The organism is Mycetocola manganoxydans (assembly GCF_003667545.1).
In the GTDB taxonomy this organism is placed as follows: domain Bacteria; phylum Actinomycetota; class Actinomycetes; order Actinomycetales; family Microbacteriaceae; genus Mycetocola_A; species Mycetocola_A manganoxydans.
Map to the genome: position 1 here is coordinate 127703 of NZ_RCUV01000007.1, position 26054 is coordinate 153756.

Genomic DNA, 26054 nt, shown 5'->3' on the forward strand with positions numbered 1-26054 from the left:
GCGGACGGGAAACTTGTCTTAGCGCGCGATCGGCTCAGCGGCAAACTTCTCTCTACCCGCATACGCGAATGCCCGACCGAAAAGTTCGGAACTCTCGTCTGGCGCGCCGGGATCGCGGGGCAGCACCCCGGTCGCCGCCCACAGAGATTCGCGGAGCCACTGCCCGGCACCATAGACGCGGAAATTTCCAACTCGATTGAGGTCGTCCACCGCTCTCTCTAGAAGGATGTGCACCCTTTCGAGTACCTCGATCTCGTGGCTGAACGTCGTCCACTCAACTTGTTCTGCACCGTACTCGAGCGAATCGAAGTCCTCGTCCGGGTCCGCCACAAACACTTCGCGTTCTTCTATCGTTGCTCGCCCGGCAAGGAGGGTGGCGTCATGAATGGTGTAAGCCCGGACAACAAGGAGCGGGTTCACGAACTCGTCGACGAGCGCATTTCTGTACCGGTTGAAATCGAGCGGTACCGCCCCGAACGATTCGATGAGCTCGCTCGCTGCCTCGACCGTGATCGCTTCCGGTACATCGCAGTGCTCGCGGGCACTGGCTATCAGAGTGTCAAGTTCGTTGGGCATCTCGAATCCTTTTGAAGGGTGGGCGGCAAGAACACACGCCACTCCTATTCTCGTTGTGCGGGTGACCATGAGTTTGAGAGCGAAGGCTTAACGACTCAAGATATCGTGTCGGATGCGTCCCTGAGCAGTGCGCCTGCGCCGTAGACCTGCCGGTAGCCGAATGGCCCGTGCTCGCACGGAATAATGGCTCCATGCCCTTCACCGAGCTCACCGATACCGATCGCTGCCCGTGCCTGAGCGGGGAGAGGTACGGGGTGTGCTGCGGTCCGCTCCACCGCGGCGACGCCCAGGCACCCACCGCTGAGCGGCTCATGCGTTCGCGGTACTCGGCGTTCGTGACCGGCGACTCGCGCTACCTGCTTGCGTCGTGGCATCCGCGAACCCGACCCACCACACTCGATCTCGATCCGGATGTGCGTTGGTACCGGCTCGATATCCTGGCGACGACCGGGGGCGGCCCGCTCGACACGGAAGGCGTCGTGGAGTTCCGCGCGTTCTACCGCTCCCCGGACGGACGCGGCGATCAGCACGAGGTCAGCAGGTTCTCGCGTGACGCTCGCTCCTGGAGATACGTCGACGCGGTCTGACAGCGTCAGCGCTGGGGAACGACCGTCAGCACCCGCGTGATGAAGGTGAGGAAGTCGCCCATCCAATCCCGCAGGAATGTCTCGGTCCCCTCATTCGTGATCATGCCGTCGTCAGCGATGAGGCCCGGCGTGATCTGGATGTAAGCCTCCGGCGCGTTCATCTGGGGTGAGTTGCAGAAGCTGAGCACGCTGCGTAGGTTCTGCTGCGCAACGGCGGTACCGATCGCCCCGATCGATCCTCCGATCACAGCGGACGGCTTGCCCGTGAAGGCGTTCTCCCCGTACGGGCGACTCGCCCAGTCGATCGCGTTTTTCAGTGCTCCCGGGATCGACCGGTTGTATTCGGGCGTGACGAAGAGCACAGCGTCGACGTCGGCGATCGCCTGTTTGAACGACCGCGCCACCTCCGGATAGTCGTCGTCGTAGTCGTAGCTGTACAGCGGCAGGTCCCGGATCGGGATCTCCCTCATCTCGAGTTCGGCAGGAGCAAGCTTGACGAGCGCCCCGGCCAACTGCCTGTTGATCGATGCGGAGGCGAGACTGCCGATGAAGTAACCGACCGAGTACGGCGGTTCGTGTTCGTGGATGGTGGGCATGGGAGTCCTTCCTTTCGGGCCACGCACCGGAAGGCCTCAATCGGACACCCCGTCGTGACGCTCCCACGCTACGACTCACCGCGCGCGGTGTCCATGACGCGAGCGGATGCCACCGGTTACGCAGGCGGCGCTTCTCCCGACTCCGCCGCATCCTGTCTGCGTCGCCGCCGGGCTTTGCGTCGGATGTCGGCGAGGAGGCGCGGCCGGGGGATCCGAACTTCGGTGGGGAGGGTCCAGCCGTACCGCCGCGCGAGCAATGACAACAGGGCACCGCTGCCCATCGCAACGGCCGAACCGAGCGTCGGCATGCCGAGCTTGCTGAGCACGACCATCTCGACGCTAGACACGAGCGCGCTTGTCGCGTACAGCGTGTTTCCGCCGAAGATCCGGGGGATGCGCAGCAGCATCACATCGCGGACGGCGCCACCACCGACGGCGGTCACGATTCCCATCGCGACCGCCGTCAGCCAACCGAGGTCCGCGTCGAGAGCTTTCTGCGCGCCGACGGCCGCCCAGGATCCGATCGCGAGGGCGTCGATCAGCACAAGGGATCGTTGAGACCAGCGCCCCCGGAACGGCACGAAGAATGCGATGACGGCACCCGTGATCGCGAGCGCGAGATAGGCAGGATCGGTGAGGGCGACCGGGGGACCCTGCTGCAGCAGCGTGTCGCGAATGATGCCGCCACCGAGCCCGCTGAGAACGGCGAGGATGACGAAACCGACGATGTCGAGCCGTGCAGAGCGAGCGGCGATGCCACCGAGGATGGCGTTCGCGAGAACGCCGGCGAGATCCACGAAACGGAGGATCTGGTTGAAGGTGTCCACTGTCGGGTCCATTGTCGAACCCTTCGGTTCTCGGCGGGCGCGAGACTCCGGCTCTCGCGCTTCCCAGAGTAACGGAGCCGGAGCGCAGCATCGCGCGGGCTGCGGGATACTGGGCTGATGCGCGCAGTCCTGTACGAGTCATTTGGGGGAGTACCCCGCGTCGTCGACGTCGAAAAGCCCGCGGCCGGGCCGGGCGCCGTCGTCATCCAGGTTCTGGCCACCGGCCTGTGCCAAAGCGATGTGCACGCGTGGGCAGGACATGATCCCGGCATCACGCTTCCGCACGTCCCCGGGCACGAACTGGTCGGGCGGATCAGCGAACTCGGCGCCGGCGTCTCGACCCTGCGAGTCGGTCAGCGCGTCACCGTCCCGTTCGTCTGCGCCTGCGGCGACTGTCCCGAGTGTGAGGGCGGCAATGGACAGGTGTGCCGCAATCAAACCCAACCCGGGTTCACCCACTGGGGCTCCTTCGCCGAGTACGTCTCCATCGAGTCCGCCGAGGTGAACGTGATCCCCATTCCGGACTCCCTCGACCCCGGTGCGGCTGCAATCCTCGGATGCCGGTTCGCGACGGCGTTCCGCGGTCTCGTCGGCCAGGCGCGACTGCAGCCGGACGAATGGGCCGTCGTTGTCGGCTGCGGCGGCGTCGGGCTGAGCGCTGTGATGATCGCCGCGGCGGTCGGGGCGAGGGTGATCGGCGTCGATATCGCGACCGACGCGCTCGAGCTCGCCACGGCATCCGGAGCAGAGGCAGTGATCGACTCGAGCGGTCTGTCCGATGACGAGGTGGTGGCGCGAGTCCGCGAGGTCACCGGTGGCGGTGCCGCCGTGTCCGTCGAGGCCCTCGGCCGGGAAAACACGACAGCGACCGCGATCCGCTCCCTGGCCCGCCGCGGCCGGCATGTGCAGATCGGACTGTATGCCGGCGACCCCCGCATCCCGATGAGCGACGTCATCGCGGGCGAACTCACCCTGCTCGGCAGCCATGGGATGGCAGCCCGCCACTACCCGGCAATGCTTGACATCATCGCCTCGGGCAAGCTCCGCCCCGAAGAGCTCATCACCCGCCGGATCAGCCTCGACGAGGTGCCCGCAGCGATGATCGATCTCGCCAACGCGAGGAACACCGCGGGCGTGACCCTCATCGTGCCCAGCTGAGATCGTCCTGCAACACCCGTCGACACCGAAGGAGATCATCATTCCCGCCCGAAGCCCGGCCGATGTCGCCGTCGATGCGAAGCTCGCGAGCATGTCGCGCGAGCAGAAGATCGCGAGTCTCCTGATGCTCCATCTGCCAGGAACGGATGCTGCCGCCCTCTCGTCGTTCATCGAGGAGCACCAGCCCGGCGGAATGATCCTCATGGGTGACAACATCGCGGGAACGGTCGATGACACCGCCGCGTTGACGCGAGCGGCCACGATCGATCCCGCTTTCCCGCCGCTGATTGCTATCGACCAGGAGGGCGGTGACGTTCGGCGGCTCGGCGGCGACGACTGGGCGTCCGCGCTGACGCTCAAGGACGCGCCCGCGATGGAGACGACGCAGGCCTTCGCTGGCCGCGCCCGACTCCTCGCCCAGGCGGGCGTCAACATCAACTTCGGCATCGTGGCCGACGTGACCGCAGACCCGGCGTCGTTCATCTACCGGCGCGCGCTCGGAACGACGCCCGAAGCATCCGCGGAACGGGTGGCAGCCGCGGTGACGGGCGAGAAAACATCCGTGCTGTCCACCCTCAAGCACTTCCCGGGGCACGGCGCTGCTCCCGGCGACTCGCATACGAGCGTGCCGAGCACTGGCAAGACTCTTCAGCAGTGGAACGCGACGGATGCCGTTCCGTTCCGGAGCGGGATCGCCGCCGGCGCCCCTTTCGTCATGGTCGGGCACCTCCGGTACGACGCCGTCGACCCTGTTCCGGCCTCACTCTCAGCGCCCTGGCAATCCATTCTCCGCGACCAGCTCGGCTTCGACGGGATCACGATCACCGACGACATACTGATGCTGCGGAACACCGGGCTCGCCGAATACCGGAACACCTCGGAAAATGCGATCCGTTCTCTCGCAGCGGGCATGACCATGCTGCTGTACGTTCTCAGCGCAACGCCCGCCGACGAGGGTGCCGACCCGGCTGCTCTCGTCTCAGACATCTCGGCCGCTGTGGATGCCGGGCGAATCTCCGATCAGCAGATCGAACACGCGGCACGAAAGCTTCTTTTCAGCCGGTTTCATCTCAGTCAGCGAGCCTGAGCGCCACTCACTCCCCGACGATCTCCTCATGGATCCGGCGCAGGTCCTCCATGAGGGAGCCGATGAGCAGCCAGTGCTCCGGGTGAGGGCGCGCGATCGTCAGTTGTGACGTCAGAACCGGCAACTCATCCGTTGCCGGCGCTTCGGCGTCCGCTGTCTGCTCGACTCGCGGCGCCAGAAGAAGCAGATCGTGCGCGGCACGTCTGAGCTCGGTCGCAATCGAGTGCATCGACGGCTCCTCAATGAGGGAGTCGTCGTAGTGATCATGAAGCGCGCGAGTCATGCCGATCACGCGGGTGACGATGGGTGTGAGCCTGGTCAGAAGTCGTGAGGTGTCTTCCAACCGGGTGCGATGCGCGCTCTTTCGCGGGTTGAGCGTGAGTGACTCCTCGCCGAGCCGGATAGAGGATGCCGCGGATTCCCGCATGGGTCGCAGAAGTCTCGCTTCGATCATGAGACGGTCCAGCGACTGCCGGGTCTGCGGGGTGGTGAGGGCAACGGCCAGCCGCTCAAGACTGGAAGCCAGCTCGGACGTGAGCAGGCCGGTATCGCGTTCCGCGGGTGCCAGCGCGACCGGGGGCACGATGAGCACGTTCACGATCACACCGAGTGCTGCACCGATCAGGGTCTCGACGATCCGGTCGAGTGCATAGCCGGGAGTCGTGGCGCCGAGAGCGAGCACGAGCATGGCGCTGATCGGGATCTGATTCGCCGAACCCGGCGCGAGGCGGAACGCCCAGCCGAAGAAGATCGAGACGACGATCGCGAGCAGGATCACCCAGGCGTGGGTGCTGAAAACCAGTCCGATCAGGGTCGCGATCACGACACCGGCGATCACCCCGACGCTTCGCTCGACCGCTTTACCGAACGACTGGTTGACGCTCGGTTGAACGACGAGCAACGCCGCGATCGCGGCGAAGATGGGCAGCTCTGATGGGAGCAGGAGAACGGCGAGCAACCAGGCCAGCACGGTCGCGACGGATGTCTTGACGACCTGCAGCAGCGGAACGCGACTGGGCGCGCGAAGGAACGACGGCAGTCGCAGCGCTGGAAGTCGTTTCACGAGTCCACGCTACCTCGCGGGAGGGAACGCTTCGGCCGCGATCGTTTCCGACACCGGCTTCTCCTTGAATCGGCTGTAATGCTCCACTGCGCGCTCGATCCCTCGCTCCGTGTCCTTGTCCAGTGCATCGAACGGCATGACCACCACGTCGATGCCCCTGGCCTTCTCGCGGCGGGACCATGTGCCGGAGACCCGGCCCCCGATGACCAGAGTCGGCTTGAACACACCGTTCCTGCCAGGGACGATCCGCTCCGAGTGTTCAGGGTTCAGTGCCGCCGAGCGATCCGCGTAGCCAAGCAGTTGTTCATCGAACCCGGGCATCAGGAACACATCGCTCGCCGCTTCATCGGGCCTGGCAGCGTCGAGAACGTCGCCGGCTCCGTAGTAGGTTCTGCCGTCGATAGATCTGGATGCCATCCGGTCACCGATCGCGGCGATTGCGGCGCGAACATCCGTGAGAGTGAGATTGGCCCACCAGGCGAGATCAGCTTCGGTGGCGGGACCGTGGCTGACGAAATACCGCAGCGCGACCACGGCGATCGCCTCGTCCCGGTCGTACGTCGCGGCTGTGGAGGGCGCCCACTCGTCGAAAAGCACGAACGCCTGCTCGGTGCCGACGAACGGGCCCTGGCAGATGAGTCCCGCGTGAGCGAGTGAGGAGATGAGATGGATGCCGCGTTGCCCGGCGGTCGACTGGCCTGCGGCCTCGAACACCTCGAGAAGTTGTTTGCGCGTGAGCGGGCCTTCCCCGAGTGCGCGCGTACCAGCATCCGTCGCGGTCGTGACGTCGTCCGCGGTGATGCCGAGCTCGCGGTGGCGGCTTGCGACGGCGGTCTTCAGCCGGTGCCGCGACAGCGGGAGGATGAGCCGGAGGTCATCGGGCGCCGTTACGTGAAGTGTGCCCCGCATGGGCCAGCTGCGCACAAGTTCACGCCGGTCGAAGGCAGCGCGCACGTCGGATTCCGTCGCACCCGGGGTGCGGAGCCCGATCGACCAGAGAACGCCGGGCAGGTCCTGCCCCTGCATCGCCGTGAGTTGCGTCACCGTCTCGCTGGGAGTCGCTGGCCGGTGTCGGTGCACCCTCTGCGAGGTGAGGCGCAGTCGAGCGAGCTGTGCGGGGGAGGATGAGTCCATCGGCCCAGTCTGCCGTTCGTTCGGCGCGGGAGTGAACTCCTCGACGGAAGGAGGTGCCAGTGTCGCCGGTGTCGGGCAGGATGAAAGCATGTGCGGACGATTTGCGATGGATAAGGAAACCGACGACCTCATCCGGGAGTTCATGGCCGAGACCGGCAAGACGGCGCCAGAGTGGACGCCGTCCTGGAACGTTGCACCGACCGACTCGGTGCCGGTGATCCGGGAACACCACGGTACCCGTCAGGTCGAATCAGTGCGCTGGGGAATGGTGTCTCCGAACTCGCCGACCTTCGGCGGGGGTAAACCCGTGATCAACGCCCGGATCGAGACCGTTGCGACCAATGGCCTGTTCAAGGGTGCATTCGCGTCATCCCGATGTATCGTCAGCGCTGCCGGCTACTACGAGTGGCAGCTCACCGAGAACGGCAAGCAGCCGTACTTCATCCACCACCCCGGCCATGATGTCGCCATGGCCGGGATCGTGAAGGCCTGGCCGGATCGCTCCAAGGCCGATGACGACCCCGGCCGATGGCGGCTGTCGATGGCGATCATCACCCGCGACGCTCACGTCGCACCGGGCGAGGTGCACGACCGGATGCCCGCTTGCCTCACTCCTGAGAGTTACGACGCCTGGCTGGGCGCCGACCTGTCGTCCAACGACGCCCTCGAACTGCTCGACGCGACGTCGTTCGAGGTTGCGCACGATTTCCATTACTTCCCGGTGTCCAAAGCGGTGAACAGTGTGAAGAACGACGGCCGGCACCTCATCGATCCGATCGAATTGTCAGATCTTCCGGGAACTCTCCCGGGGCTTTAGACCAGACCGAGTTCTTCGAGCTGCTCGAGAAGTCCCGCGCCGTCCGGGGCGAAGATCCATGGTGCCGCCGTGGTGTCCCGTCCTTCGCCCTTCGACCGTCCTCCGGCGAGGACCGCCTCGCCGGGAGACAGCTGGCGGATCGCGATGGCTGCGACGTTCCCGGGGAACTCTTCGGCGAACTCGCCGTAGATCTCCTCGTCGTGCTGCCCGTCATCGCCGACGAGGAGCCAGCGGATGTCGGGGAACTCGGCGGCGAGCCGACGGAGGTTGTCTGCTTTGTGCTGGCGTCCGCTCCGGAACAACCGGTCGTGCGTCGGACCCCAGTCGGTGAGCAGAAGAGCGCCGGACGGATACAGGTGCCGGGAGAGGAACCGCGAGAGAGTCGGTGCCACGTTCCACGCTCCGGTGGACAGATAGATCATCGGCGCGCCGGGGTGTTTGCGCACGAGGCGCTCGAGCATGACCGCCATGCCGGGAACCGGGGTTCGAGCGTGTTCGTCGAGCACGAACGTGTTCCAGGCGGCGAGCAACGGCCGGGGGAGCAGCGTGACCATGACGGTGTCGTCGATGTCGGAGATGACCCCGACACGCACCTCCGGGTTCGAGATGAAGACGTTCGAGACGACCGGCCGGGAGCCCTCGCTGCGCAGCGTGATCTGCTGCCACCCCGGCTCCAGGTCCACGGGGATCTCGGCGTCGATGACGCCGCCGCGGTCCGCCTGAACGGTGTGGGATTCGTCGCCGACGTCGATCGTCACGGTCGCCGAGACGACCGGGATGCTCGTGAAGCTGCGCCAACCGCGGACGCGCTGGGAGGGAGCGGCCGCCGGTGTGGCATCCGGTTTGGTGAGAAGCACCCGCGCGAGAACACGCAACAGGGTCGGCGAGCCGTACCCGGTGTACGGGATGACCGTCGCGACGAGACCGCGTTTGCGCCCACGCCGTGCCCGCCAGTCGAGCCACGCGTCATCGATACGGGCTGCACGGTGCAGGGTCAGGGCTGCCTTGGACGCGCCGGGACCGGGCTGCTCGCGATTTCGCATTCTGACAGTCTGGCATGCCGGTATTCCTCCGGCGGGATTCACGGCTCGTCGAGCGTATTGGCGTCTCCATCGCCGGCACGGTTCATGTGGCGTTCCTGGGTCTTGTTGAGCACCTTCTTGACGATGAAGACGAGCACCAGGAACCCGGCGATGATGCCGACGAAGATGTATCCCGCGTAGTGCAGCCTGTCCGCGAGCTCGCGGTACGTTCCCGCCGCTGCCGAGCCGACGGAGACATACGCGATCGACCAGAGGATGCACGCCGGTACCGTCCACGAAATGAACCGGCGGTAGGTCATCGTGCTCATGCCGACGGTGAGCGGGATGAGCGAGTGAAGCACAGGGAGGAACCGCGAGATGAAGACCGCGATTCCGCCGCGCCGGTCGAGGTAGTTTTCGGCACGCTCCCACTGCCGCGCGCCGATCTTGCGACCGAGCCGGCTCTCCCGGATCCTCGGACCGAAGTAGCGGCCGAGAGCAAAGCCGATACTCTCACCCGCCAGCGCTCCGAGAATCACGACCACGACGAGCGACACGAACTGCCACGGCCCTTCGACCGCGGTGCTCGCGACAATCACGACCGTGTCGCCGGGCACGATGAGGCCCACCAGAACGGATGTCTCCAGCAGGATCGCGACACCGGCGAGCGCGGTGCGGAGTACCGGGTCGACACCCTGAACGAGGTCAAGGATCCAACTGAGAAACTCGTTCACCCGATTGAGCCTAGGGGAATCAGATGATGACGAGAAGCACGGGCGGGACCACGAGGAGCGCTCCGGACAGGGCAAGGACGAGGGCACGCGCGCCCGTGGACAACGGGGGTTGCGGGTGCATCAGTCGCTGCACGCGGCTTCCGGCTACTCCCGGTGCACTGTCGCCGGCATGCAGGTGCTCGAGCGTCGAACCATCCGGGCTCGCGGCGCCCTCCGAGGCGACGAGCGCGATCGCCGTCGCGAGTGTGCTGTCGTCGACGTCACGGCGCGCCTGGTCGTCGGCGAGCATTTCCACGAGAAGGCCGACGGCGTTCTCCGCCCGATTGGCGATCGGGAACCAGGGCAGAGCGCTGTGCCACGACTTGAACGCGACGAGGACGAGGTGGTGCTGTTGCCGGAGATGGGCCCGCTCATGTGCGATGACGGCCCGCAACTGCTCGGGATCCAGAAGGGTCACGATGCCCTCAGACAGCACGGTGACGGACCGGGTGACCCCGGGCAGGCAGTAGGCAACGGGCGCGGGGTGGTCGAGGACCCGGGTGCCAGGCCGGTCGGGCATCGGCGCGCTCAGCAGGTTCACGAGGGATAGGTGGCGGTTACGCTGCCGTTCGGTGCGGACGGCGGTGAGGATGAGGTTGAGCAGGAGGTGTCCGGCGAGCAGAACGGCGAGGCAGAGGGAGAAGATGTGCCCGAGGTTCGCGGCCGGAGGGAGGGTGCCGTCGAAGAAGTGGCGTTGGAGCTCCGCGAGACCCGGCAGGAGGCTGGGTCCGAACGGGATCAACCCGTACGTGACGAAGGCGCCGATCATCGAGAGGCCACCCGCGAGGGCGATGGCCTGCCACAACGCAAGGCCGGTCCCGGGTGCGCGGGACGGCCACTGCGCTCGGGCGAGGAGAAGGGGGACCGGCCAGGCCAGCAGGACGGCCAGACAGGCGAGCACCACGGAGATGAAGAACATCACGCTCGGAGCTTAGTGTTCGCTGCCGCTAGCTGGAGTGGCGCGAGGAAGCGCCGAGCAGTTGCCGCAGGGTTTCCGCCTCGGCGGGGGAGACCGAACCGATGAACCGGGCAAGCGCGGCCTCGCGGTCCTGAGCCGCTCCAAGCACCTCGTGCATGAGGCCGGCGGTGTGTTCGGCCCGGCTCGTCACCGAGCGGTACAGATGAGGTCGCATCGAGCGGTCCCGCGAGACGAAGTTCTTGGCCTCGAGCCGGGAGAGCACGGTGAGGACGGTCGTGACGGCAACGTCCTTCGCGCCGGCCCTCTCACTGGCGTGAAGGCGGTCGCGAAGATCGTTTGCGCTCAGCGCGTCGTCTGCGTTCCAGAGCACGTCCATGACCGCTCGTTCGAGATCTCCCAGTGTTGCCATGCCTTTACGATACCGGCTTCGCCGAAAGTTTTCTACAAACAGTAGAAGTAGTTCTACGGCGCGTAGAAATGTGTCCTACACTCAAGGGAGATGGTTTCTACACAATGTAGAAATTCGCCGTGGAGGTGAAGTGAACGAGCTACTGGATCCGCTGCTGTTGTCACGCTGGCAGTTCGGACTGACGACGATCTACCACTTTTTGTTCGTACCGCTCACCATCGGAATGGCGCTGACCGTTGCGATCTTCCAGACCGCGTGGGTGCGAACGGGAAAAGCCCACTATCTCCAGCTGACCCATTTCTTCGGCAAGATCTTCCTCATCAACTTCGCCATGGGTGTCGTGACCGGCATCGTCCAGGAGTTCCAGTTCGGTATGAACTGGTCGGACTACTCCCGCTTCGTGGGGGACGTGTTCGGCGCCCCGCTCGCATTCGAGGGGCTGCTCGCCTTCTTCCTCGAGGCGACCTTCATCGGCCTGTGGATCTTCGGTTGGGACAAGCTGCCGGAGAAACTGCACCTCGCGACCATCTGGGTGGTCTCGATCGCCAGCATCCTCTCGGCCTATTTCATCATCGCTGCGAACGCCTTCATGCAGAACCCCGTCGCGTTCCGGATCAATGAGGAGAAGGGCAGGGCCGAGCTCACCAGCATCTGGGAACTGCTCACCAACCCGGTCGCACTGGCCGCGTTCCCGCACACGATCTTCGCCTGCTTCATGGTCTCGGCGGGTCTCATCATCACGGTCGCCGCGTGGCACCTGTCGAGAAACCAGCACCTCGAGACCATGCGCCCCGCACTCAAATTCGGACTCTGGTCCATGGTGATCTCGGGTGCCCTCACCACCCTCGCCGGTGACCAGCTCAGCCTCGCCATGGTGGCAACGCAGCCGATGAAGATGGCGGCGGCTGAGGCGCTGTACGTAACCTCGACCGGCGCTGACGCCTCCTTCTCGATCTTCACCCTCGGTACCCCGGACGGCGTCCACGAACTCTTCTCGATCCGGATTCCTTACCTGCTGTCGTTCCTCTCGACACACACCTTCGACGGAACCGTCGAGGGCATCAACAACCTGCAGGAGCAATACCAGACCCTCTACGGTCCCGGCGACTACGTCCCGATCGTGTGGGTGACCTACTGGTCCTTCCGCTGGATGATCGGCATGGGGATCATGCACATCTTCGTCGCGATGGTGGGTCTCTGGCTCACCCGCAAGGGGCGGATGCCGTCGAACAAGTGGGTGTGGAAGGCTGCGGTCTGGTCATTCCCGCTCTCGCTCGGCGCGATGATCGTCGGTTGGGTCTTCACCGAGATGGGCAGGCAACCCTGGCTTGTGTTCGGTCTCCTCGAGACGGCGGACGGCGTCTCTCCCGGCGTCACCGGGCTCGAGGTCCTGCTCTCGCTCACGGCTTTCACCGTCGTCTACGGATCCCTCGCCGTCGTCGAGTTCCGCCTCATCAAGAAGGCGGCGCAACACGGCCCGGCCGACACCCCGGAAGCCGATCCCGAAACCGGCAAACCCCTCGTCACCACGACGGTCTACTAGGAGGACATCATGGATCTCGGCGTTCTCTGGTTCTTCATCATCGCGTTCTTCTTCGTCGGCTACTTCGTGCTCGACGGGTTCGACTTCGGCGTGGGGATGAGTCTCCCGTTCGTCTCGAAGGACGACACCGACCGGCGCGTGGTCATCAACACCATCGGTCCGGTCTGGGACCTCAACGAAACCTGGCTGATCGTCGCGGGTGCGTCGCTCTTCGCCGCGTTTCCCGAGTGGTACGCGACGCTCTTCAGCGGGTTCTACCTGCCCCTCTTGATCATCCTCATCGCCCTCATCCTCCGGGGCGTCTCGTTCGAGTACCGCCACCAGCGACCCGAGCTCGCCTGGAAGAGACGCTTCGACAACATGATCGTGTGGGGCTCGGCGATCCCTGCCCTGCTGTGGGGCGTGGCGTTCGCCAACATCGTCCAGGGTGTTCCCCTCGACGCCGGGCACAACTACACGGGCACCGTGTTCGACCTGCTCAACCCCTACGCCCTTCTCGGTGGCGTCACGACGCTTCTGCTCTTCTTCACGCACGGGGCGCTCTTCCTCACCCTCAAGACCGACGGTGACATCCGCGACCGTTCGCGTGCGCTCGCGACGCGTGCCGGCATCCTCACGATCGTGGTCGCGGCATCCTTCCTCACCTGGACGGTGCTGGCATACGGGACCCTTCCTGCGTTCTTCCTCGCAGCCGGCGCCGCCGTGACCCTCATCGCTTCGGTGCTCGCGAACGCCCGCAAGCGGGAAGGCCTTGCCTTCGGCCTCATGGCGCTCACCATCGGACTCGCCGTCATGACGCTCTTCGCCGCACTGTTCCCGGAGGTCATGCCCGCGAGCAACGACCCGGCGAACAGCCTCACGATCGCGAACGCGTCATCCAGCCCGTACACACTGCAGGTGATGAGCTGGACGGCGCTGTTTGCGCTGCCGCTCATCCTCGCTTACCAGGGTTGGACGTACTGGGTGTTCCGCAAGCGGGTCACCCGTACCCACATCGACGGCGGGGCGGATGCCGGCGCGCAGCCCGTTCCCGACGCAGCGCACTAACCTGATCCCCGTGCGCCCCCTCGATCCCCGGCTTCTTCGTTACGCCGTCAGTGCGCGATGGTTCCTCGTCAGCGGCGCCGTCATCGGCGCGGCGACCGCGGCGTGCATCGTCGCTTTCGCCTGGCTCGTCACCGTGTGCGTCACCGGGGCGATCGACGGCCGGTCGCTCGAAGACCTGCTGCCCGAGCTCGGCGCACTCGTGGGCGTCGCGCTCGCTCGCGCCGGTCTCGTTTACGCACGGGATCTCGTCGCCGCCCGCGGGGCTGCACGGGTGAAGAGCGAACTTCGACTCGGTGTGCTCGACGCGGTTCGCCGCCTCGGTCCGGCATGGCTCGTCCGGCACAGCGGCGGCCGGATCGCGACATTGCTGGGTCGGGGCATGGACGCGCTCGACGACTACTTCTCGAAGTATCTGCCTCAGCTCATCCTCACCGTGATCGTCACCCCGGTGATGGTGGGCGTCATTTTCCTTCAGGACTGGGTCTCGGCGATCTTCATCCTCGTGACGCTGCCATTGATCCCGCTGTTCATGGTGCTCATCGGCTGGGCAACCCAGGCCGTGCAGCGGCGGCAGTGGGAGGTGCTCGGTGACCTGTCCACGAGTTTCGTCGACACCCTGGGCGGGCTTGCCACGCTGAAGATTTTCGGCCGGGAGCGCCGACTTGTCGACCGGATGCGCACGATCACCCGGGACTACCGCGTGCAGACGATGCGCGTGCTCCGCGTCTCGTTCCTCTCCAGCTTCGCCCTCGAACTCGCCGCGAGCCTCTCGGTCGCCCTCGTGGCCGTGTCGATCGGCCTGCGGCTGGTCGACGGATCGCTGGCCCTCTCCGTCGGACTTTTCGTTCTGCTGCTCGCTCCCGAAGCGTTCCTTCCGCTCCGGCAGGTCGGCACCAATTTCCACGCCGCTGCCGAGGGTGTCGCCGCCGCCGAAGACGCGTTCGCCGTGCTCGACGAGGCGGCCAGGATCCCAACGGATACCGCGGCATCCGTCGCCAGCGCGCCTCACGCATCCGGGTCGCTCGCCCTCCACGGTGTCTCGGTCGACTACGGCGAGGGACCGGTGCTCGCCCCGGTGACCGCAGAATTCCCGCAGCGCTCCATCACCGTGATCGCAGGACCGAGCGGCGCAGGTAAGTCGAGCCTGTTCGCGGCGATCCTCGGGTTCGCCGCGTCGAGCGGCACGATCACCCTCGATGGGAACGCTGTTCCTGCTGCTGGGAGGGAGCGGCCGTGGCTTGCCTGGACCGGGCAGCGACCCGCTCTCGTGGCGGGAACGGTCGCCGAGAACGTCGCCCTCGGCTCACCCTCGGTGGATCAGGAGCTGGCTCGGCGCGCGCTCGACCTCGCTGCTGCAGCCGACATCGACCTGGGCACTGTCGTTGGCGTTGCTGGATCCGGTCTCTCCGGCGGACAGTCCCAGCGCGTCGGCATCGCCCGCGCCATCTACCGCAGCCTCCAGAAGAACTGCTCCGTCGTACTGCTGGACGAACCGAGCTCTGCTTTGGATTCGGCGACGGAGGCGGTGTTGCTCGACGGGCTCCGGACGCTCGCCGACGGCGGCCCGGCCGTGGTCGTCATCAGCCACCGTCGCGCGGTGATCGACCGCGCCGATGCCGTCGTCCCCGTCCAGTCCACCCTTCTGGCGGGTGTCCGATGAACGCCAGGACGGGTCGGGTTTCGCCCGAGCTGCGAGCGGTGCTCTCCGCCGCACAGCCGCGAACCGCCGGCTGGGTGTGGGGCGTGATCTTCGGCATCCTCGCCGCGTTCTCCACGGTCGCGCTGCTCGCGACGAGCGCGTACCTCATCACCCGCGCCGCCGAGCAGCCGCCGATCCTGTATCTGTCGATGGCTGTCGTCGGGGTGCGGGCTTTCGCGCTCGGGCGCGCGTTCTTCCGCTACCTCGAGCGTCTCGCCAGCCACGACTCGGCGTTCCGGCAGCTCGAAACCGTGCGCGTCGACCTCCTGCGCCGGCTGATTCCCCTCGCACCCGACGGCCTCGCCCGCACGGGCCGCGGGTCGTTGCTGTCATCGCTCGTCTCCGACGTCGACGAACTGCAGAACCTGCCGCTGCGCGTCGTCCAGCCGCTCCTCACCTCCCTCGGCGTCGCCGGGATCGCCGTGTGGGTCGTCGCGCTGTTGTCTCCGGCCGCTGCGGTCGGGCTCGCGCTCTCCCTGGTCGTCGCCTTCGTGATCGGGACTCTCGTCGCCGGCCGCGTCGCGGCATCCGCTGAACGCAGCATCGCGCCGAAGAGGGCCGCGCTCGTCGACGCTCTGCTCGACTACCTGGGGAGCCTCGACGTTCTGCTCGCGTACGGTGCTGAAGAGGGCAGCAGACGCACGGTCGCGACAGCGGATGCCGCCCTCACGCGCGCACTCACAGCGCGGTCGCTCGGGGTTGGTATCGCTGCGGCAGCGATGTCGTTGTTCTCGGGACTCGCCGTCGCACTCGCGCTCATCTCCGGCATCCCGTCTCTCGCGCAAACCGGCACGGGGGCACTGACCGGTCCAGGACTTGCCGTGATCGTGCTCGTGCCGCTCGCGATCTTCGAGGTCGTGGCATCCGTTCCCCTCGCGTCAAGTGCGTGGCGGCAGGTGCGCTCGAGTGCTCAGCGGATCGCCGACGTCGCGCCGACGGTCGTGCCCGCCGAGATCCCCGTTGCTGGTGGCGTCGAGGTGTGGGCACCGGATCCGGCGGCACCGATTCTCGACCTGCGCGACGCATCCGCCCGCTGGCCGGGAGCGGACACCCCAGCGATCCGGGTCCCGTCCTTCGCCGTCCGGCGTGGCGAACGAGTGCTGATCGAGGGGGCCAGCGGCGCCGGCAAGACCTCGCTCGCGCACCTGCTCGTGCGGTTCCTCGACCACGACGGTGACTACCGTCTGGCCGGCCAGGATGTTCGCAATCTTCCGCTCGAAGCGGTGCGGGACGTCGTGGGGCTGTGCGAGCAGATTCCGTACCTCTTCGACGAAAGCCTGCGCCAGAACCTCCTGTTCGCCAGGGATGACGCGACCGACGCCGAGCTCCTCGAGGTACTCGACCGGGTCGGCCTCGGCGACTGGTGTGCGGGGCGCGGGGGACTGGACGCGCGGATGGGTGAACGCGGGTCGCTGGTGTCCGGCGGGCAGGCGCAGCGGATCGCGCTCGCCCGGGCTCTGCTCCGGGACTTCCCGGTGATCGTGTTCGACGAACCGACCGCGAACGTCGAAGCCGATCTCTCCGCCGACCTTCTCCGTGACCTGCTCACCGCTGGGGCAGCCGAGGAACGCAGCGTTGTTCTGATCTCCCACGGGGACGTGCCGTCTGATCTGCTCGACCGGCGTTTCGTCGTCGCCGACGGTGTGCTGCAGGAGCCTGCTGCCGCGGACTGAACGCCGGTGCGTTTAGGGTCGGATGTCGTCGCCGACCGGCTCGCAGATGACCACGGGAATCTGGCGGTCGGTCCGACGCTGATAGCCGGCGTACCCGGAATATGACGTGACGATCTCGGGCCACATCCGTTGCCTCTCGTCGTCGGTCGCGGTGCGCGCGATGAACCTGCTCGTCGTTCCGTCGACGGTGAGTTCGACCTCAGGGTTCACGGTGAGGTTCGTGTACCACTGCGGGTTCCGGCGATCACCACCCTTCGACGCAACGAGGACGTACGTGCCGTTCCCGAAGATCGGAGCGGTGAGCATCGTCGATCGTCTCTTGTTGGACGTGCGGCCGATGGTGTGCAGCTCGACGACGATCATCCGGCCGAATTTCCGCCCGATTTTTCCGCCAGACACAGCCAGCAGGATCCGGTGCACCCCGTTCATCGCGCGCATACCGAAGTCGGTCAGGGACGTCCGCAGTGTCATCCCGGCAGTGTACGGCGCATGCCTTCGACAGCGCTGACGGTTGCGCCGCTCGAATCTCCACGATCTGTTTCTCCATCCCGCCGCGAGCGACACAGGGTGGATACTCGCCCGCGGGAACGCCAGAGTGTGGCGACTCGACCACCGGATCGCCGGCTTTCTCCGGACACCTAAGGTTGACGATGTGGAAAGCAGCTCGAGATTTCGGCGCCTTGCGGCGTGGGTCGACCCCGAAATCGCCTTCCGAACCCTGTTCGCCGATTCGCCCCGTTCGTTCTGGCTCGACAGCGGCGTCGACGCGAGCGCAGGCTTCAGCTATCTGGGCGACGCGACGGACCTTCTCGTCGCGTCCGTCGCCGACGCATCCGTCACCTCCTGGGCCGGAAGTGATGCGACGGTCACCGCGGATGCCACGATCTTCGACGCGCTCCGGAGGAGCCTCGCGGATGCACCGGAGTCGGCTCAGGCGGGGCACTTCGCGCCGGGCTGGGTGGGCTGGCTCGGCTACGAAGCCGGGGCGCAGACGACCGCGACCCCGTCGCATCCGTCACGCTACCCGGATGCCGCCTTCCTGCGGCCCGCGCGGATGCTCATCTTCGACCACGGCGCCGGCACCGTCACCGCGGTGGAAGGCAGCGATCGGGACAGCGCGTTCGGGTGGCTCTCCGCGGTGGATCTCCCGACCACGACCAGCCCGGTCTCCGCGGCGGATTCGGCAACCGCGACCTGGCGGCACGACGCGTCCGCCTATGGCGCGCTCATCGAGCAGGCGCAGGAGGAGATCCGCGACGGTAACGCGTACCAGCTCTGTCTCACCAACGAGGTGCGGGTGCCCGGCGCGTTCGACCCGGTCGAGGTGTACCGTCGGCTGCGGCGAGCGAGCCCGAGCCACCACGGCGGCTTGATCCGCGTCGACGGCACGGCGCTCGTCAGTGCATCGCCTGAACAGTTCCTGCGGATCACGCCGGACGGCGCGGTCACGACGAAACCGATCAAGGGAACGAGACCGCGGGGGAGCACGCCCGAACACGACGACGCGCTCCGCACCGAGTTACTCGCTAGCGACAAGGAGCGCGCCGAAAACCTGATGATCGTCGATCTCATGCGCAACGACCTCGGCCGGGTCGCTGCAGGCGGAAGCGTCGCGGTTCCCACCCTCCTCGCGGTCGAGAGCTACGCCCAGGTGCACCAGCTCGTGAGTACCGTCACCGCGAGGCTCGCACCGGGGGTGAGCGCGGTGGATGCCGTCCAGTCTGCGTTCCCGGCGGGCTCGATGACCGGCGCACCCAAGGTGAGTGCGATGACGATCCTCGACCGGCTCGAGTCCGGTCCCCGCGGAGTGTACTCCGGCGCCTTCGGCTTCCTCGGCGCCGACGGTGCTGTGGACCTGGCCATGGTGATCCGGAGCATCGTGATCGACGCCGGCGGAGCATCCGTCGGTACGGGAGGTGGAATCACCGCGCTCTCCGTCGTCGAGGACGAGATCGAGGAAACGCGCGTGAAAGCGGCGGCTTCGCTCGCTGCCCTCGGGGTGCGACAGGAACAACTAGGCTAGATCGGTGGATCGTGCGGCAGCCGGAGAGGTTCCGCGCGGGTCCGTTCCCCGCAGATGAATGAGAGTCACGTGTCGAACGACGAGCAGAACCAGGCCGGACAGAAGTACGACTTTGCCCCGATCCAGGAGAAGTGGCTGCCGGTCTGGGACCGGATGAAGCCCTTCGCGACCGACGCCGAGGGCGACAAACGCCCGCGCAAGTACGTGCTCGACATGTTCCCGTACCCGTCAGGTGACTTGCACATGGGTCACGCGGAAGCGTTCGGCCTCGGTGATGTCGTCGCGCGCTACTGGCGCCAGCAGGGCTTCAACGTGCTGCACCCGATCGGCTGGGACTCCTTCGGCCTGCCCGCCGAGAACGCTGCCATCAAGCGCGGCGTCGACCCGCGAGGCTGGACCTACGACAACATCGCCCAGCAGAAGAAGAGCTTCCAGACCTACGCGCCGTCGTTCGACTGGGACCGCGAAATCCACACCTCGGACCCCGAGTACTACCGCTGGACCCAGTGGCTGTTCCTCCAGCTGTTCGAGAAGGGCCTCGCGTACCGCAAGGCCAGCGCCGTGAACTGGTGCCCGTTCGATTTGACCGTGCTCGCGAATGAGCAGGTCGTCGACGGCCACTGTGAGCGCTGCGGAAACGCCGTCACCAAGAAGAAGCTCACGCAGTGGTACTTCCGCATCACCGACTACGCCGACCGTCTCGTCGACGACCTCAAGCAGCTCGAGGGTGCGTGGCCGTCGAAGGTCCTCAGCATGCAGCGCAACTGGGTCGGACGCTCCACCGGTGCTGACGTCAACTTCGTTATCGAGGGCAAAGCCGATCCCGTCGCCGTCTACACGACGCGACCGGACACACTGTACGGCGTGACCTTCATGGTCGTCGCGGCTGACTCTGAGCTCGCCGCCGAGCTCGTCGCAGACGCTCCCGAAGAAACCCAGGCCGCCTTTGCGGAGTACGTCGACCGGGTCAAGGGTGAGAGCGACATCGAGCGTCTGAGCACCGAGCGTGAGAAGACCGGTGTCTTCCTCGAGCGGTATGCGATCAACCCGCTCAACGGAGAACGCCTGCCGATCTGGGCATCCGACTACGTGCTCGCCGACTACGGTCACGGCGCGATCATGGCCGTTCCGGCACACGATCAGCGCGACCTCGACTTCGCGCGGGCGTTCGACCTGCCCGTCCGCGTCGTCGTGGACACCAACCAGCCGGTCACCGGTGCCATCCCGGTCCTCGTCGACGGCGTGCTTCCGGACGACCTCCCGCCCGCCGACCCGAAGTCGACGGGTGAAGCGCTCGTCGGTCCTGGCCGTCTGATCAACTCCGGCCCGTTCGACGGCTTGAGCAAGAACGCGGCGATCGCGAAGATCACCGACGCCCTCGCGGCATCCGGTCTGGGAAAGACGGCGAAGAACTACCGGCTCCGTGACTGGCTGATCTCGCGCCAGCGGTACTGGGGTGCGCCGATTCCGATCATCCACTGCGAGGCGTGCGGCGAGGTTCCCGTGCCCGAGGACCAGCTCCCGGTCGAACTGCCACCGGCAGAAGGACTCGACCTGCAGCCGAAGGGCACCAGCCCGCTCGGTGCCGCCGAGGACTGGATCAACGTTCCCTGCCCGCGGTGTGGTGCCCCGGCGAAGCGTGACTCGGACACGATGGACACGTTCGTCGACAGCTCCTGGTACTACCTGCGTTACCTCAACCCGCAGTCGGACACGATGGCGTTCGATCCGAAGCTCGCCGACAAGTGGGCTCCGGTCGACCAGTACGTCGGCGGCGTCGAACACGCGATCCTGCACCTGCTCTACTCGCGGTTCATGACGAAGGTGCTCTACGACCAGGGCTACCTCTCCTTCACCGAACCGTTCTCGTCGCTGCTGAACCAGGGCATGGTGCTCATGGACGGCGCGAAGATGTCGAAGAGCCGCGGCAACCTCGTCGAGTTCGCGAGTGAGCTCTCGACCTACGGCGCGGACGCTTTGCGCGTGACGCTCATCTTCGCCGGCCCGCCCGAGGACGACATCGACTGGGCGGATGTCTCGCCCGCCGGATCCGCGAAGTTCCTCGCTCGCGCGTGGCGCGTCGCCCACGACGTGTCGAGTGCACCCGACGTGGTGTGGAAGACCGGGGACGTCGCACTGCGGCGGATCACCCACCGCTTCCTCGCCGACGCCCCCAGCCTCGTCGAATCGTTCAAGTTCAATGTCGTCGTCGCGCGCCTGATGGAACTCGTCAACGCGACGAGAAAAGTCATCGACACGGGTGCGGGGCCGGCGGATGCCGCGGTGCGCGAGGCAGCGGAAGTCACCGCTGTCGCGCTCAACCTCTTCGCCCCGTACACGGCAGAAGACATGTGGGAGCAGCTCGGTTACGAGCCCGCTGTTGCGACGGTGCAGTGGCGGAAAGCCGACCAGACGCTTCTCGTCGCCGAATCGGTCACGTGTGTCGTGCAGGTCGACGGCAAGGTGCGTGACCGGCTCGAGGTGTCGCCGAAGATCGCCACCGATGAGCTCGAGAAGCTGGCCCGGGCGTCTTCCGCCGTGCAGCGTGCCATCGGCGACAGGACGATCGTGAACGTCGTCGTGCGTGCCCCCAAGATCGTGAGCCTCGCGACCAAGCCATAGTCGGGTTTACCCGTCCCTGCACAGGGACGGGGCAGACCCGGGTCTGTCCACCGCGGCTGCTGAACCGTACCGACAAGCGGGGTCGCGGTCTTGACTGGACCGCATGGCCAGGCACGCTTCCGCGCGGCCGCCGCGCGCGGCATCCGCCCCGCCAGGACAGCTGGCGACCCGTCGGTCGACCGGTGCCAGGATCGGTGCCGGTGCGTTCGTCGTGCTGCTGCTCGGCGGTCTCATCACCGCGGTAATCGTTTCCCTGCTCGGAGCGACCGGTCAGGCGCGGACGTTGCCGCTACCTTCCCCGACGGCCGCCGTGGACGATGGTGGGGGCGCGGCGTTCTACGTTCATGTTCTGGGTGAGGTGACGGCCCCCGGCGTCTACTCTTTGCGCGACGGCGACCGGGTGGTCGACGCGATCGCTGCGGCAGGCGGGTTCACGGCGGAGGCCGACCAGCAGGCGGTCAACCTCGCCCGGTTCCTCAGCGACGGCGAACAGATCCTCGTGCTCGCGGTCGGAGCGGCGCCACCGCCGGGGCAGCTTCCCGGGGCACCGGGTGGGCCAGGCGTTCCGGGTCTCCAGGGTGACACCGTCAACCTCAACACCGCGACGACCGTCGAGCTCGAGACCCTCCCGCGGGTTGGGCCCGCCCTGGCTCAGCGCATCCTCGCGTGGCGCGACGCCAACGGGCGTTTCGGCGCCGTCGAGGATCTGCTCAACGTTCCCGGCATCGGCGACAAGACGTTCGAAACGCTTCGCGACCTGGTGTCGGTGTGAGAGGCGCCACTCGGCTGGTGCCGCCCGCCGTCGCGGCTTGGGTCGCAGCGGTCATCCTCGTGAGCATTCCGTCGGCGGCCGTCCCGGTGGCGCTCATCGCGCTCGTTGCCACGTGCATTACAACCGGTGTCGCCGTTGCGCGCGCGCGGCATCCGTCTCACACCGCGCGCCCGGTGTCACCGTGGTGGGCATGGTCGGCACTGGTTTTGCTGGCGGTCTTCCTCGCGGCAACCGCTGTCGCGGCCAGGGCTCCGTCTCGAACGCCGGACGTTCTGACCGACGCGGCCGATGCCGGGCGGCTGACGTCCATCCGCCTCGTGGTGACCGAGAAATCCATCCTCGATGATGATCGAGCGTCGCCGTGGGAACGGCGGGCGGATGCTCCGGGGAGCGACAGCGGGGAATCCACGGGCGAGAGTGCCCAGCGGATCCGGGGCACGGTGACCGAGGTCCACGAGGGCGGCTCACGCGTCGCCCTCGCTGCACCGGTGGTGTTGTTCGCGACGGTTCCTTCGCGGCATCCGGTGCCCCTCGGGGCAGTCATCGAAGCGGATACCAGCGTGCGCAAGACCGCCCCCGGTGATGCTGCAGCGTTCCTGCTGTTCGCCCGTCAGCCGGCAACGGTCGTTGAGGGTGCGCCCTGGTATCTCGGGTGGGCCGCCGATCTGAGGGCCGGTCTGGTGAAGCGGGCGGCCGAGCTACCGGGGAGGGGTGGCGAGCTCCTTCCTGGGCTGTCCGTCGGTGATACCACCGCGGTGAGCGATGAACTCGACACTGCGATGAAGACGAGCGCACTCAGCCACCTCACTGCTGTGTCCGGCGCGAATTGCGCGGTCATCGTGGCCGTGCTGACGCTTCTTCTCGCAGCATTCAGCGCCCCGCGCTGGCTCCGGATCTCGGGCGCGCTGGTAGGGCTCGGACTCTTCGTTGTGCTCGTGACACCGGAGCCGAGTGTCATCCGGGCAGGCCTCATGGCCCTCGCGGTGCTCCTCGCCCTCGGTGCCGGGCGACCGACGGCGGGCCTACCGGTTCTGTCCCTTGTCGTGATCGTGATCGTGGTCAGCGACCCGTGGCTCTCGCGGAGTTTCGGTTTCGTTCTTTCGGCTCTCGCGACGGGCGGGTTGCTTCTGCTCACCCGCCCGCTGACGCGGTGGCTGTCGGTGTGGCTGCCGCGGCCGCTCGCCGCGGCGTTCGCGATCCCGCTCGCCGCGCAGATCGCGTGTCAGCCGGTGCTCCTCCTGCTGAACCCCGACATCCCCGTCCTCGGAGTGCCGGCCAACCTTCTGGCGGCACCCGCAGCGCCGGTGGCGACGCTGCTCGGGCTCGCCGCCTGCCTTCTTGTGCCGGCCATCCCGGTGCTCGCAACGGTTGCCCTCTGGCTGGGCTGGCTACCGGCGACGTGGATCGCGGCGATCGCCGCGACCGTGGATCGGCTCCCGGTCGCCAGTGTTCCGTGGCTACCGGGAGCGGGAGGCGCCGTGCTGTTCGCCGTACTCACCGCGACGGGAATCCTGGCCGTTCTCGCCGTGAGGGTCGGACGCAGGACCGTCGCAGCGGTGTGTACAGGCGTGCTTGTGATCGCCGGGGGAGCGTGGGCGGGCACTCTCACAGGCGAACGGCTCGTCCCAGCGATGTCCCTGCCGCAGGACTGGAGCGTCGCCGCTTGCGACGTGGGCCAGGGAGATGCCATCCTGATCCGGTCCGCCGGCGCCGTCGCACTGATCGACACCGGGGTTGCACCCGATGCTCTCACTGCCTGTCTCGACACCCTGGCCATCGGCACCCTCGACCTCGTGATCCTCACCCACTTCGACCTGGACCACGTCGGCGGCGTCGATGCGATCGTGGGAAAGGCAGACCTCGTCCTGACCGGCAGACCCGAGAATGCGGCGGACGAACGGATGCTTGACGATCTCGCCGCGGGCGGCGCGACGGTACGGCGGGCGGATGCCGGGATGTCCGGCACGCTCGGGACCGCTCACTGGCGCGTGCTCTGGCCCCCGCCGCGGGCCGGCCCGCTTTGGACGGGCAACGCTGCAAGCGTGACGGTCGTGGTGGAGCCGGCCGAGCCGGACGGCATCCGTTCGTTGTTCCTCGGCGACCTCGATGAACGCGCGCAGAAGCGGATTCTTGCGGGCCACGGACTGCGTGGCCCGGTCGATCTGGTCAAGGTCGCGCACCACGGCTCGGCCGACCAGAGCGCGCGGATGTACGAGGAGGCTGCTGCGCGGATCGGGCTCGTTCCGGTGGGTGCCGACAACGACTACGGACACCCGGCACCCGACCTTCTCGACATGCTCGCCGCGGCGGGAACGACGCCGTTGCGAACCGACCTGTGCGGGCTGATCGTGGTCGGTGGCACGGCGGCGGCGCCGGTGGTCTGGACGGAGATGCCCTGCTGAGCGCTCTTCCTGTCCGTGGTCGCCGGTAGGCTTGCGGTGGAAGGACGGTGGACAGTGGCAGCTCCACGCAGCGGTACCGCAGCGAAGTCGGCGGCGAAGGTCGCGATCCCGCAACTCGGCTGGAACGCCGTACGCCCGGCGCCGATCGTTCTCGTCTCTGGCACCCAGGGCTTTCTCGCTGACCGGGCCATCCGGAGCCTTCGTGACTACCTCCGTGTCGAGGACCCGAGCCTCGAGGTGAACGACATCGAGGCCGACAGCTACGCCCCCGGCGAGTTGCTCACGCTCGCGAGCCCGTCGTTGTTTGCCGAACCGCGGCTCATCCGGGTGACGAACGTCGAGAAGTGCTCAGACGCGTTTCTCGCCGACGCCCTCGACTACCTCGGCTCTCCGGCGGAAGGCGCCTACGTGGTGCTCCGTCACGCCGGGGGAGTGCGGGGCAAGAAACTTCTCGATGCCGTGCGCGCGAGCAAGGCGTTCGCGATCGAGGTCGTCTGCGCCGAGTTGAAGAAAGACAGCGAGAAGCACGACTTCGCCGCCGCCGAGTTCAAAGCGGCGGGAAAGGCCATCCGGCCGGCAGCGCTTCGCGCCGTCGTCGCCGCGTTCTCCGACGACCTCGCCGAGCTCGCCGGTGCCTGCGCACAGCTCATCTCCGACAGCACCGCCGAGATCACCGAGGCGACAGTGACCCAGTACTACGGCGGGCGGGTCGAGACCAACGCTTTCGCCGTCGCTGACGCGGCAATCGCCGGTCGCTACGCCGAAGCACTCGTCGGGCTGCGGCACGCCATCGACTCCGGTGCTGACCCCGTGCCGATCGTCGCCGCTTTCGCCAGCAAACTCCGGACCATGGCCAAGGTGCAGGGCGGTCGCGGGTCATCCGCCGACCTCGCCCGCCAGTTCGGCCTCGCTCCGTGGCAGGTTGACCGGGCGCGACGCGACCTCGCCGGCTGGACCGACCGCGGCCTCGGCCGCTGCATCCAGGTGCTCGCCGACACCGACGCGAGCGTGAAGGGTGCTGGTCGCGACCCCGTCTACGCACTCGAGCGCATGGTGCACACGGTCGCCGGTCGCGGGCGCTGACCGTCGCCGGTCACCGTCCGGCTCATCGGTCCCGTCTGCCGGGTTTTCGCCGCGAAAGTGAGCATTGGGGACCGACGAACCCACGGGCATCCGCGGCCCCCGGCTCATCGGTCCCGTCTGCCGGGTTTCTGCGGCAAAAGTGAGCATTGGGGACCGACGAACCCCCAGGCATCCGCGGCCATCCGACTCATCGGTCCCGTCTGCCGGGTTTCTGCCGCAAAA

The 26054-nt window shown here is 66.9% G+C and carries 23 protein-coding genes; 13 read left to right on the forward strand and 10 right to left on the reverse strand.

Going from position 1 to position 26054, the window contains the following annotated elements; genetic code table 11:
• Nucleotides 1-18: 18 nt before the first annotated feature.
• On the reverse strand, nt 19-576 hold the full coding sequence (locus tag D9V29_RS07540; protein ID WP_121672720.1) for a hypothetical protein: 558 nt from the start codon (nt 574-576) through the stop codon (nt 19-21).
• A 191-nt stretch (nt 577-767) separates the two neighbouring features.
• On the opposite strand from D9V29_RS07540, the gene D9V29_RS07545 reads away from it, so the two are divergent.
• Nucleotides 768-1163 carry a YchJ family protein gene (locus D9V29_RS07545; RefSeq protein ID WP_121672721.1) on the forward strand — a complete coding sequence of 132 codons (396 nt, stop codon included), beginning with the start codon at nt 768-770 and terminating at the stop codon, nt 1161-1163.
• A gap of 5 nt (nt 1164-1168) precedes the next feature.
• On the opposite strand, the gene D9V29_RS07550 is transcribed toward D9V29_RS07545, so the two are convergent.
• Nucleotides 1169-1759 carry an NADPH-dependent FMN reductase gene (locus tag D9V29_RS07550; protein ID WP_121672722.1) on the reverse strand — a complete coding sequence of 197 codons (591 nt, stop codon included), beginning with the start codon at nt 1757-1759 and terminating at the stop codon, nt 1169-1171.
• A 116-nt stretch (nt 1760-1875) separates the two neighbouring features.
• Nucleotides 1876-2598, reverse strand: coding sequence for a trimeric intracellular cation channel family protein (locus D9V29_RS07555; RefSeq protein ID WP_121672723.1), 723 nt, complete (start codon nt 2596-2598; stop codon nt 1876-1878).
• Between the two features lie 105 nt (nt 2599-2703).
• Here D9V29_RS07555 and D9V29_RS07560 point away from each other — a divergent pair, with 105 nt between their 5' ends.
• Both D9V29_RS07560 and D9V29_RS07565 read left to right on the forward strand, forming a co-directional pair.
• Complete coding sequence (locus D9V29_RS07560) at nt 2704-3744, forward strand: alcohol dehydrogenase catalytic domain-containing protein (protein ID WP_121672724.1); 1041 nt, start codon at nt 2704-2706, stop codon at nt 3742-3744.
• Between the two features lie 91 nt (nt 3745-3835).
• On the forward strand, nt 3836-4831 hold the full coding sequence (locus D9V29_RS07565) for a glycoside hydrolase family 3 N-terminal domain-containing protein (RefSeq protein ID WP_121672725.1): 996 nt from the start codon (nt 3836-3838) through the stop codon (nt 4829-4831).
• 7 nt (nt 4832-4838) lie between these two features.
• Here the strand turns inward: D9V29_RS07565 and D9V29_RS07570 are convergent, their stop codons facing one another.
• Together D9V29_RS07570 and D9V29_RS07575 are read right to left on the reverse strand one after the other, a co-directional pair.
• A complete protein-coding gene (locus D9V29_RS07570) occupies nt 4839-5894 on the reverse strand; it encodes an FUSC family protein (RefSeq protein WP_229790338.1) in 1056 nt (351 codons plus the stop codon).
• Between the two features lie 9 nt (nt 5895-5903).
• Entirely contained in the window at nt 5904-7028 is a 1125-nt protein-coding gene (locus D9V29_RS07575) for a winged helix DNA-binding domain-containing protein (RefSeq protein ID WP_183084948.1), read from the reverse strand.
• An 88-nt stretch (nt 7029-7116) separates the two neighbouring features.
• On the opposite strand from D9V29_RS07575, the gene D9V29_RS07580 reads away from it, so the two are divergent.
• Entirely contained in the window at nt 7117-7845 is a 729-nt protein-coding gene (locus D9V29_RS07580) for an SOS response-associated peptidase (RefSeq protein ID WP_121672727.1), read from the forward strand.
• Here D9V29_RS07580 and D9V29_RS07585 read toward each other — a convergent pair.
• Genes D9V29_RS07585 through D9V29_RS07600 form a run of 4 tightly spaced genes read right to left on the reverse strand, consistent with a single transcriptional unit; the run spans nt 7842 to nt 10968 of the window.
• Nucleotides 7842-8888 carry an App1 family protein phosphatidate phosphatase gene (locus tag D9V29_RS07585; protein WP_121672728.1) on the reverse strand — a complete coding sequence of 349 codons (1047 nt, stop codon included), beginning with the start codon at nt 8886-8888 and terminating at the stop codon, nt 7842-7844. The two genes, D9V29_RS07580 and D9V29_RS07585, sit on opposite strands and share 4 nt — an antisense overlap.
• A gap of 38 nt (nt 8889-8926) precedes the next feature.
• A complete protein-coding gene (locus tag D9V29_RS07590; RefSeq protein ID WP_121672729.1) occupies nt 8927-9601 on the reverse strand; it encodes a DedA family protein in 675 nt (224 codons plus the stop codon).
• Nucleotides 9602-9620: 19 nt separating this feature from the next.
• On the reverse strand, nt 9621-10559 hold the full coding sequence (locus tag D9V29_RS07595) for a M56 family metallopeptidase (protein ID WP_121672730.1): 939 nt from the start codon (nt 10557-10559) through the stop codon (nt 9621-9623).
• A gap of 28 nt (nt 10560-10587) precedes the next feature.
• The gene (locus tag D9V29_RS07600; RefSeq protein WP_121672731.1) at nt 10588-10968 is read right to left on the reverse strand and encodes a BlaI/MecI/CopY family transcriptional regulator; all 381 of its coding nucleotides are present in this window, start codon (nt 10966-10968) and stop codon (nt 10588-10590) included.
• 130 nt (nt 10969-11098) lie between these two features.
• On the opposite strand from D9V29_RS07600, the gene D9V29_RS07605 reads away from it, so the two are divergent.
• From D9V29_RS07605 to cydC, 4 genes are read left to right on the forward strand one after another with little or no spacing between them, the layout of a single operon-like run.
• Complete coding sequence (locus D9V29_RS07605) at nt 11099-12511, forward strand: cytochrome ubiquinol oxidase subunit I (RefSeq protein ID WP_121672732.1); 1413 nt, start codon at nt 11099-11101, stop codon at nt 12509-12511.
• A gap of 9 nt (nt 12512-12520) precedes the next feature.
• Nucleotides 12521-13558: a cytochrome d ubiquinol oxidase subunit II gene (cydB, locus tag D9V29_RS07610; RefSeq protein WP_121672733.1), complete on the forward strand. Its 1038-nt coding sequence runs from the start codon at nt 12521-12523 to the stop codon at nt 13556-13558.
• Nucleotides 13559-13568: 10 nt separating this feature from the next.
• Nucleotides 13569-15218, forward strand: a complete 1650-nt coding sequence (cydD, locus tag D9V29_RS07615; protein ID WP_229790340.1) for a thiol reductant ABC exporter subunit CydD — start codon at nt 13569-13571, stop codon at nt 15216-15218.
• Complete coding sequence (gene cydC, locus D9V29_RS07620) at nt 15215-16930, forward strand: thiol reductant ABC exporter subunit CydC (protein ID WP_121672735.1); 1716 nt, start codon at nt 15215-15217, stop codon at nt 16928-16930. The genes cydD and cydC overlap by 4 nt, the downstream gene beginning before the upstream one ends.
• 12 nt (nt 16931-16942) lie before the next feature.
• On the opposite strand, the gene D9V29_RS07625 is transcribed toward cydC, so the two are convergent.
• Nucleotides 16943-17401 carry a nitroreductase/quinone reductase family protein gene (locus D9V29_RS07625; RefSeq protein ID WP_220699933.1) on the reverse strand — a complete coding sequence of 153 codons (459 nt, stop codon included), beginning with the start codon at nt 17399-17401 and terminating at the stop codon, nt 16943-16945.
• A 181-nt stretch (nt 17402-17582) separates the two neighbouring features.
• Between D9V29_RS07625 and pabB the strand changes: the two genes are divergently transcribed.
• The 5 genes from pabB to holA all read left to right on the forward strand — a co-directional run bounded on the left by pabB (nt 17583) and on the right by holA (nt 25832).
• A complete protein-coding gene (gene pabB / locus D9V29_RS07630; RefSeq protein ID WP_121672819.1) occupies nt 17583-18953 on the forward strand; it encodes an aminodeoxychorismate synthase component I in 1371 nt (456 codons plus the stop codon).
• Nucleotides 18954-19022: 69 nt separating this feature from the next.
• Entirely contained in the window at nt 19023-21575 is a 2553-nt protein-coding gene (gene leuS / locus D9V29_RS07635; protein ID WP_183084949.1) for a leucine--tRNA ligase, read from the forward strand.
• A gap of 103 nt (nt 21576-21678) precedes the next feature.
• Nucleotides 21679-22347 (forward strand): ComEA family DNA-binding protein, encoded by a 669-nt coding sequence (locus D9V29_RS07640; protein ID WP_121672737.1) that lies wholly within the window; start codon nt 21679-21681, stop codon nt 22345-22347.
• Nucleotides 22344-24749 carry a ComEC/Rec2 family competence protein gene (locus D9V29_RS07645; protein ID WP_183084950.1) on the forward strand — a complete coding sequence of 802 codons (2406 nt, stop codon included), beginning with the start codon at nt 22344-22346 and terminating at the stop codon, nt 24747-24749. Before D9V29_RS07640 ends, D9V29_RS07645 begins: the two co-directional genes overlap by 4 nt.
• A gap of 54 nt (nt 24750-24803) precedes the next feature.
• Nucleotides 24804-25832: a DNA polymerase III subunit delta gene (gene holA, locus D9V29_RS07650; RefSeq protein WP_121672739.1), complete on the forward strand. Its 1029-nt coding sequence runs from the start codon at nt 24804-24806 to the stop codon at nt 25830-25832.
• Nucleotides 25833-26054: the final 222 nt, after the last annotated feature.

Coding starts and splice junctions, on each gene's coding strand:
- cydB (WP_121672733.1), top strand. CDS start 12,521: ATGGATCTCGGCGTTCTCTGGTTCTTCATCATCGCGTTCTTCTTCGTC.
- D9V29_RS07585 (WP_121672728.1), bottom strand. CDS start 8,888: ATGCGAAATCGCGAGCAGCCCGGTCCCGGCGCGTCCAAGGCAGCCCTG.
- D9V29_RS07600 (WP_121672731.1), bottom strand. CDS start 10,968: ATGGCAACACTGGGAGATCTCGAACGAGCGGTCATGGACGTGCTCTGG.
- D9V29_RS07565 (WP_121672725.1), top strand. CDS start 3,836: ATGTCGCGCGAGCAGAAGATCGCGAGTCTCCTGATGCTCCATCTGCCA.
- D9V29_RS07545 (WP_121672721.1), top strand. CDS start 768: ATGCCCTTCACCGAGCTCACCGATACCGATCGCTGCCCGTGCCTGAGC.
- D9V29_RS07550 (WP_121672722.1), bottom strand. CDS start 1,759: ATGCCCACCATCCACGAACACGAACCGCCGTACTCGGTCGGTTACTTC.
- D9V29_RS07640 (WP_121672737.1), top strand. CDS start 21,679: ATGGCCAGGCACGCTTCCGCGCGGCCGCCGCGCGCGGCATCCGCCCCG.
- D9V29_RS07555 (WP_121672723.1), bottom strand. CDS start 2,598: ATGGACCCGACAGTGGACACCTTCAACCAGATCCTCCGTTTCGTGGAT.
- D9V29_RS07560 (WP_121672724.1), top strand. CDS start 2,704: ATGCGCGCAGTCCTGTACGAGTCATTTGGGGGAGTACCCCGCGTCGTC.
- D9V29_RS07575 (WP_183084948.1), bottom strand. CDS start 7,028: ATGGACTCATCCTCCCCCGCACAGCTCGCTCGACTGCGCCTCACCTCG.
- D9V29_RS07625 (WP_220699933.1), bottom strand. CDS start 17,401: ATGACACTGCGGACGTCCCTGACCGACTTCGGTATGCGCGCGATGAAC.
- cydC (WP_121672735.1), top strand. CDS start 15,215: ATGAACGCCAGGACGGGTCGGGTTTCGCCCGAGCTGCGAGCGGTGCTC.
- D9V29_RS07540 (WP_121672720.1), bottom strand. CDS start 576: ATGCCCAACGAACTTGACACTCTGATAGCCAGTGCCCGCGAGCACTGC.
- D9V29_RS07580 (WP_121672727.1), top strand. CDS start 7,117: ATGTGCGGACGATTTGCGATGGATAAGGAAACCGACGACCTCATCCGG.
- D9V29_RS07595 (WP_121672730.1), bottom strand. CDS start 10,559: ATGTTCTTCATCTCCGTGGTGCTCGCCTGTCTGGCCGTCCTGCTGGCC.